The sequence below is a fragment of the Lysinibacillus sp. UBA5994 genome, assembly GCF_002429725.1.
In the GTDB taxonomy this organism is placed as follows: domain Bacteria; phylum Bacillota; class Bacilli; order Bacillales_A; family Planococcaceae; genus Lysinibacillus; species Lysinibacillus capsici.
Genome location: NZ_DJAU01000040.1, coordinates 1 through 6,211, shown reverse-complemented (window position 1 = coordinate 6,211; position 6,211 = coordinate 1). Strand labels below are relative to the sequence as shown.

At 36.8% G+C, this 6,211-nt stretch carries 7 protein-coding genes; 2 read left to right on the top strand and 5 right to left on the bottom strand.

Going from position 1 to position 6,211, the window contains the following annotated elements; translation table 11 throughout:
- The coding region (locus B3D98_RS13410; protein ID WP_288583519.1) for an acetyl-CoA hydrolase/transferase C-terminal domain-containing protein at positions 1–1,267 on the top strand (1,267 nt) is incomplete at its 5' end.
- A gap of 155 nt (positions 1,268–1,422) precedes the next feature.
- A complete protein-coding gene (locus B3D98_RS13405; RefSeq protein WP_054549597.1) occupies positions 1,423–2,565 on the top strand; it encodes an MFS transporter in 1,143 nt (380 codons plus the stop codon).
- A gap of 17 nt (positions 2,566–2,582) precedes the next feature.
- On the opposite strand, the gene B3D98_RS13400 is transcribed toward B3D98_RS13405, so the two are convergent.
- From B3D98_RS13400 to mntR, 5 genes are all read right to left on the bottom strand, one after another.
- Positions 2,583–2,891 carry a hypothetical protein gene (locus tag B3D98_RS13400; RefSeq protein ID WP_004232000.1) on the bottom strand — a complete coding sequence of 103 codons (309 nt, stop codon included), beginning with the start codon at positions 2,889–2,891 and terminating at the stop codon, positions 2,583–2,585.
- A 500-nt stretch (positions 2,892–3,391) separates the two neighbouring features.
- On the bottom strand, positions 3,392–3,673 hold the full coding sequence (locus B3D98_RS13395; protein ID WP_009370656.1) for a GNAT family N-acetyltransferase: 282 nt from the start codon (positions 3,671–3,673) through the stop codon (positions 3,392–3,394).
- A 228-nt stretch (positions 3,674–3,901) separates the two neighbouring features.
- Positions 3,902–4,816 (bottom strand): DUF1002 domain-containing protein, encoded by a 915-nt coding sequence (locus B3D98_RS13390; RefSeq protein WP_048394252.1) that lies wholly within the window; start codon positions 4,814–4,816, stop codon positions 3,902–3,904.
- Positions 4,817–4,974: 158 nt separating this feature from the next.
- Positions 4,975–5,832 (bottom strand): CvfB family protein, encoded by an 858-nt coding sequence (locus B3D98_RS13385; RefSeq protein WP_048394250.1) that lies wholly within the window; start codon positions 5,830–5,832, stop codon positions 4,975–4,977.
- A gap of 29 nt (positions 5,833–5,861) precedes the next feature.
- Positions 5,862–6,211, bottom strand: a 350-nt coding sequence (gene mntR / locus B3D98_RS13380; protein ID WP_288583515.1) for a transcriptional regulator MntR, incomplete at its 5' end; no start/stop codon positions are given.

Sequence of the window (6,211 nt, the reverse complement as noted above, 5' to 3'; positions counted from 1 at the left end):
TCGTAAACGTGGACCATTCCAGGGTGATGCGGGTATCCGTAATTTAATTAATTCTGGGGATATCTTATATGTAGATGCTCATCTTTCTCATAATGCTGAGCTAGTGCGCCAAGGAATTATCGGACCAATCAAGTATTTAATTCTTGAAGCGGTTGCTATTACTGAAGATGGTTTAATCATTCCAACAAACTCTGTAGGTAACTCACCTATCTTTGCAGAATATGCAGAAAATATTATTATCGAGTTAAATATCTCTCATCCAGAAGCTTTAATCGGTATCCATGATATTTATGTACCTGGAGAACAAGGTAAACGTGAAGCTATTCCAATGACAGATGCTATGCAACGCCTTGGTGATATTGGTATCAAAGTAGATCCAGCTAAAATTAAAGCAATTGTTATTTCTGAAGAGCCAGATGCTCCTTCATTAATCGTACCTCCAGATGAAGAAACACAAACGATGGCAAACATTTTATTAGACTTCTTCCGTGATGAAATTAAAGCGGGTCGTTTAACAAATCAATTAATGCCATTGCAATCTGGTGTAGGTTCTGTAGCAAACGCTGTACTTGATGGCTTTGCAGATTCAGAATTTGAAGATTTAATTGTTGCATCTGAAGTACTTCAAGATGCTGTATTTAACTTAATCGATGCTGGTAAAGTTAAATTCGCTGCTGCAACTTCAATCACACTTACTGAAGAATTACAGCAAAAAGTTTATGGTAATTTAGAAAAGTATGCTGATAAAATTTGCTTACGTCCACAAGAAATTTCTAACCACCCTGAGCTTATCCGTCGTTTGGGTCTAATCTCAATCAACACAGCTCTTGAGTTAGATATCTATGGTAACGTTAATTCGACGCATGTTTCTGGTACTCGTATGATGAACGGTATCGGTGGTTCAGGTGACTTCGCACGTAACGCACGCCTTGGTATTTTTGTTACAAAATCATACGCAAAAGGTGGAGCAATTTCTTCTATCGTGCCAATGGTATCTCACGTTGACCATACAGAGCATGACGTTGATGTTATCGTTACAGAACAAGGTATTGCTGACTTACGTGGTCTTGCACCAAAAGAACGTGTACCTTTAATTATTGAAAACTGTGCACACCCAGATTACAAAGAACAATTATGGGATTACTATAACCGTGCAGTTGAAGCAACTGGCAACCACCAAACTCCTCATCTGTTAGAGGAAGCACTTTCTTGGCATGTAAATCTTGCTAAAAACAAAACAATGAAAAAAGAAGTTGCAAAAGCTTAATTATTAAATTCTCTACGTCTAATAAGTTAATACTTATTAGACGTTTTTTATACGTGAAAGCAAAAAACAAGTGAGAAGTATTATCGATTGGAAGATGCTATAATAGGACTATATTAATCTTATTGACTATAATGTTCTATTTCATCGGAGGAACCATGAAGAAATTTATCTATGCTATTATTTTCTTTTCGTTTTTCGACCTTTTTACCCAGCTTCCTGTTATGAGTACTTATGCTGAGTCTTTAGGTGCATCGGCATTCCTCACTGGTCTTGCAGTGGGCATGTATTCGCTTTCCAATACATTCGGTAATATCATTTCTGGCTTCTTAACGGATCGCAAAGGACCTTTCATCATACTCATAATAGGTCTTCTAACAACAGGTCTATCATTAACATTTTATAATTTAGTAGAAGAGCCCATTGCTCTATTAATTGTACGTTTTATCCATGGCCTTGTTGCAGGCTTCATTGTTCCTGCTGCCTTTACATTTCTAGCGAACGCTACAGAGCAGGAAAAAAGAGGTAAGGGCAGTGCTATTTCTGGCGCCTTTGTTGGTATTGCAGCCATTATAGGCCCTGCATTTAGTGGCATTTTAGCTAGCCGGACAAGTGTACCATTTGTTTTCAATATCACAGCAAGCTTTATGCTTCTGCTAGGTATCCTTGCGTTCTTTATATTGAAAGCAAATCAAGTAAAAAAAGAGAAGGCTAAACCAAGTAATTACATTCCGATCAGTGTCTTTTTTAATAATACAGGAACATTAAAAGCCTTTTTAGGAGCCTTTTTCTTAATGTTTTCTCAAGGGGTTATTGCGTATCTACTCCCTCTTAAAGTACATTCCTTAGGCTTCGACTCTCGTTTAAGCGGCACTTTAATGAGTACATTTGGTATTATTGCAGTTCTTGTTTTCCTATTACCTACTAATCGTATTTTTGATAAGGTTAATCCACTCAAAACATTGTCTTTTGGTATAGGTTTAATGGGAATAAGCCAGCTATTAATTAGCCAAGCAAATTCTAGCTCTTTACTCTATACAGCAATGGCTTGCTATGGGATCGGATTCGGTTTCCTATTCCCTTCGGTAAATTCGCTGCTAATTGACTCTACAACTGCTGAAGTACGAGGAAAAGCTTACGGCTATTTCTACGCGTTTTTCTCTCTAGGTGTAGTTATAGGCTCTTCTTTATTAGGTTGGCTATCACTTGGTACTGTCAGTGGCTTTGCATTTACTGGCTTTGTATTATTGCTCTTTGCAGGCGCAATTCTTATCCCACACAAAAGACCTTCTCATGCTTAGATGAGAAGGTTTTTTGTTTACTTTTCCTTTTCTTGAATTTCTTCATTATAGAAATGGACACCAGTATGTCCTCCACCTTCAGCTACCATTTCATTCGAGGCAATTTTAGTTGGTGAAGTACCTGCCTCTGTTGCTACCTCTGTAGCTACACGTTCTGCAATATTGTCATGCATATCAGGACCTGTAGTAAGATACGACTCTAATTTTGCTTTCATACTATTAAACATTGTTAGTGCTTTATCACGATTCTCTTTTTTACTGAAATAAGATGCTGCTAGTCCTGCTAATCCTGCAACGACAACACCTGTTCCTTTTCGTTTTGCCATAGTTTATAACCTCCTAAAAATATAGAAACTAGCTCTGTAGTATAGTTTTTCCCTATTCTTAAAAGAATAAACATTATTTTTTTATACCCTCTAGCATATATATTAATGTATGGATAAATACTTGCCCTTTTATCTAGTAAAAACTTTGTCAATCCATTGTAGTTCGTCTAGTTTTTTAATGCAGACAATCTCACTCTATTTCCTATTAAAGCCCAGTTATCGTACCCTTATTTTTAGCATTCGTCAAAATTTTGTAACTATTTATGATTATAAAAGGCAAGTAAAGGGAATTAATGAATTAATACTAAAATAGGAGAGTGGTTAAAATGAAAGATTTCGATTTAGCATATGATTGGATAGATATGGCTTCATTAATTGGCGGGGCTGGCTTCTTAACAGTACTAATTTATAGTGTCATTCTATTATAAGGAGCTATTTACATGATTTGCTCTAGCAATTAAAAGGCAATCCGCTTAATTAAAAGCAGATTGCCTTATTTTTTATTGTTTTACATCATTGTATGCATCTGACTTTTCAAATGCTGCCACCACATAGGAACAAACGGCCTTCATTTTATAACCATTTTCGCGTGCATACGATGCTGCTTGATCGAGTAATTGTTTGGCCACACCTTGACCACGGAGCTTATCAGATACATATGTGTGATCCATTACCATTACTGAGCCATTTTGCTGCCAAGTAATTTCTGCTAGTTTTTCCCCTGCTTGCTCATTCAAAAATGCAAACTTATTTTCTGCTAATTGTTGTAATTGGAATTCCATTTCTCACCACTCCTTTTATTCATAGTACCATAGCTTTTTATATTTTCACAAAATTTGTGTACGCTTCTTTTATCAAATCAGCGAAGCTATGTCCAGATATTCGGTTAGCTTTCCTATGTCGAAAACATCACACTTCAAAATCTTTCACTTGTTGAATCAAAAAAAATCTGTACACCTTCTCTAGCAAAGTGAGAAGGTATAACAGATTCCTTTCTATCAACTATAAATTTAGTTAAACCATGAAGAAATAGTATCTTTTAAATTAGCAAAAAAGCTTTTTACGCTTTCCCAGAAACCTTTATCTTCCATAAGTGAGCCGAATTTTTCTTGGATTGTATTACTGATATCATTTAATTGATCAGACCATTTACTAAAATCAATGTCCAACTTGCTTATTTTATCCATTAGATCCACTAGCAATTGACGGTCCTTTTCACTTAAATTAATTTCAAGCTTACTTAATTGCTCTTCTACAATTTTCTCCACATCTTCACGTGTTGCTGGCTTTAGCTCTGCAATTTGCTTTTTAATTTCTGTCAGTAATTCCGCAACCTTTGCATCGTCTACCCCTGCAGATTCTGCAATGGATGTTGCTACTGATAATTCTTCGTTTGCTACATCTGTACGATCAATATCCAGTGTTTCCCCTGTAGTGACCTCATATGCCTTGTAAATACCTACTAATGCTGAATGCCCTGTAACAGCTTTCGGTGCAGCTACTTGTACGGATGCATCCTGAATTCCTGCTGTTAACATCGCATTTGCGTACATCTCTGAAGTTACCTGCGTTATATTTGATGGTGTGACAATTTGTATTACTAGACCCTCTCCTGCTTCTCTGCGTGTAATCTTTGCAGAAGAGTACATACGTGAGCTTGAATTACTATCTTTAATGTATTTTACTAGATCCTCACCAGACACAGTAATTTCTTCAATTTCAGGTTCTTCGCTTACTTTTAATGATTTTTTTACAGACTCTTTTTCAGCCTCAGATAAATTTGCTCCATACACGACGATCGGTACGCCTAGTTTTTCATCAATTGCTTTTGGAGGCGTATTGTCAGATGCAAATCCTGTTGCTGGTGCCATCACTCCAAATACTAACATAGTAGCAGTTAGTATTTTAATCCATGTTTTTTTCAAATCGTGTGACCCCTTTCGCTAAAACTTCATAATTAGCAAGTATAATGTATGCCACTATACAATAATTAGTACGAAAAAAAGACGAGAAGGTTTCAAGGATGTCTCTCGTCACTTTTCCTGTTGTAAATGTTTTGCTAGCTAGTCAAACAAACCATCCTTTAAATTTCTTCAGTCCAACCGTCTTGTTGTTTCACTTTACCAGCTTTCATTAACGTTCCTAAGGCACGTTTAAATGCCCCTTTACTCATATTAAACATTTCTTGAATCTCTTCAGGAGACGATTTATCACCAAATGGCATTTTACCGCCCACATCCTGTATATACTTTAATATTTGTTGCGCATCATTTGAAAGACGCTCATGTTTTCTTGGTAAAAGTGAGCCATTCATGGAACCATCGTCTTTTACATCAATAATACGTACAACTACATCTTGTCCTAATCGAGGCTCATTATTTCGCTCAGACTCATGCACAAAAATACGGTAAGGAACCTCTACACCTAGCAAAAATGTCCCGATCGGTAACAAACGATATGGACGTGCTTGGATATTCTTATTGTGCATATCTTCAAATGCACCTTCATATAGCTCCGAAATTTTTTCCTCTGTGGCTAAACGACCAAATAAATCACCGTTACGATCTGTACGTAGTGTCATAAATAAATGATCGCCTGGTTCTGGCCATACCTCTTTTAATGCAGGTAAATCTTCTGCTCTTACTAATACTTCACGAGATGTACCAATATCCACAAAAGCACCTTCACGTTCCACTACTTTCAAGACACGTGCCCAGCCATATTCACCTTGTGTAAAAGCTGGAATAGCCGTTGTTGCAGCCAAATCTCCACGACGGTCTGCAAATAAAAATACTTCAAGGCGGTCACCTACTGTTAGTGGCTCTGTTACCTCTGAAGCATTTAAAGGTAGTTCTTCAACTCCATTTGTTAAAATCCATTTTGATGCTTGTTGCTCTAATACCGTTAATGTAACGACTTCACCTGATTTTAATGCGTTCATATTGTCTCCCTTTCCTTCACACCATCATTTTAAAGATTGTGCTGTGTCTTAGATGCCTCTAATTTTTTCACGATGTCTGGATTTTCTTCCATTACTTGCACAAGATCTGCAATACGATCGATTGAATTCCAACTTAAATGATGTTCAATTCCCTCTACATCATCATAAATACGTTCTTCATCCACACCAATCATTCGTAAAAACTGCTCGAGCAATTCATGACGCTGCACAAGACGCTTTCCGAGCTTATCCCCTTTAGGCGTCAATGTCAGTCCACGGTACTTTTCATAAACTAAATAACCATCTTTATCTAATTTTTGAACCATTTTTGTAACAGAAGAAGGAAGAACAGATAATGCTTCAGCAATGTCAGACACTC

Excerpts from the sequence above, each read along its gene's own strand:
- B3D98_RS13400 (WP_004232000.1), bottom strand. The coding sequence starts at position 2,891 with ATGGCAAAACGAAAAGGAACAGGTGTTGTCGTTGCAGGATTAGCAGGA.
- B3D98_RS13395 (WP_009370656.1), bottom strand. The coding sequence starts at position 3,673 with ATGGAATTCCAATTACAACAATTAGCAGAAAATAAGTTTGCATTTTTG.
- B3D98_RS13405 (WP_054549597.1), top strand. The coding sequence starts at position 1,423 with ATGAAGAAATTTATCTATGCTATTATTTTCTTTTCGTTTTTCGACCTT.
- B3D98_RS13385 (WP_048394250.1), bottom strand. The coding sequence starts at position 5,832 with ATGAACGCATTAAAATCAGGTGAAGTCGTTACATTAACGGTATTAGAG.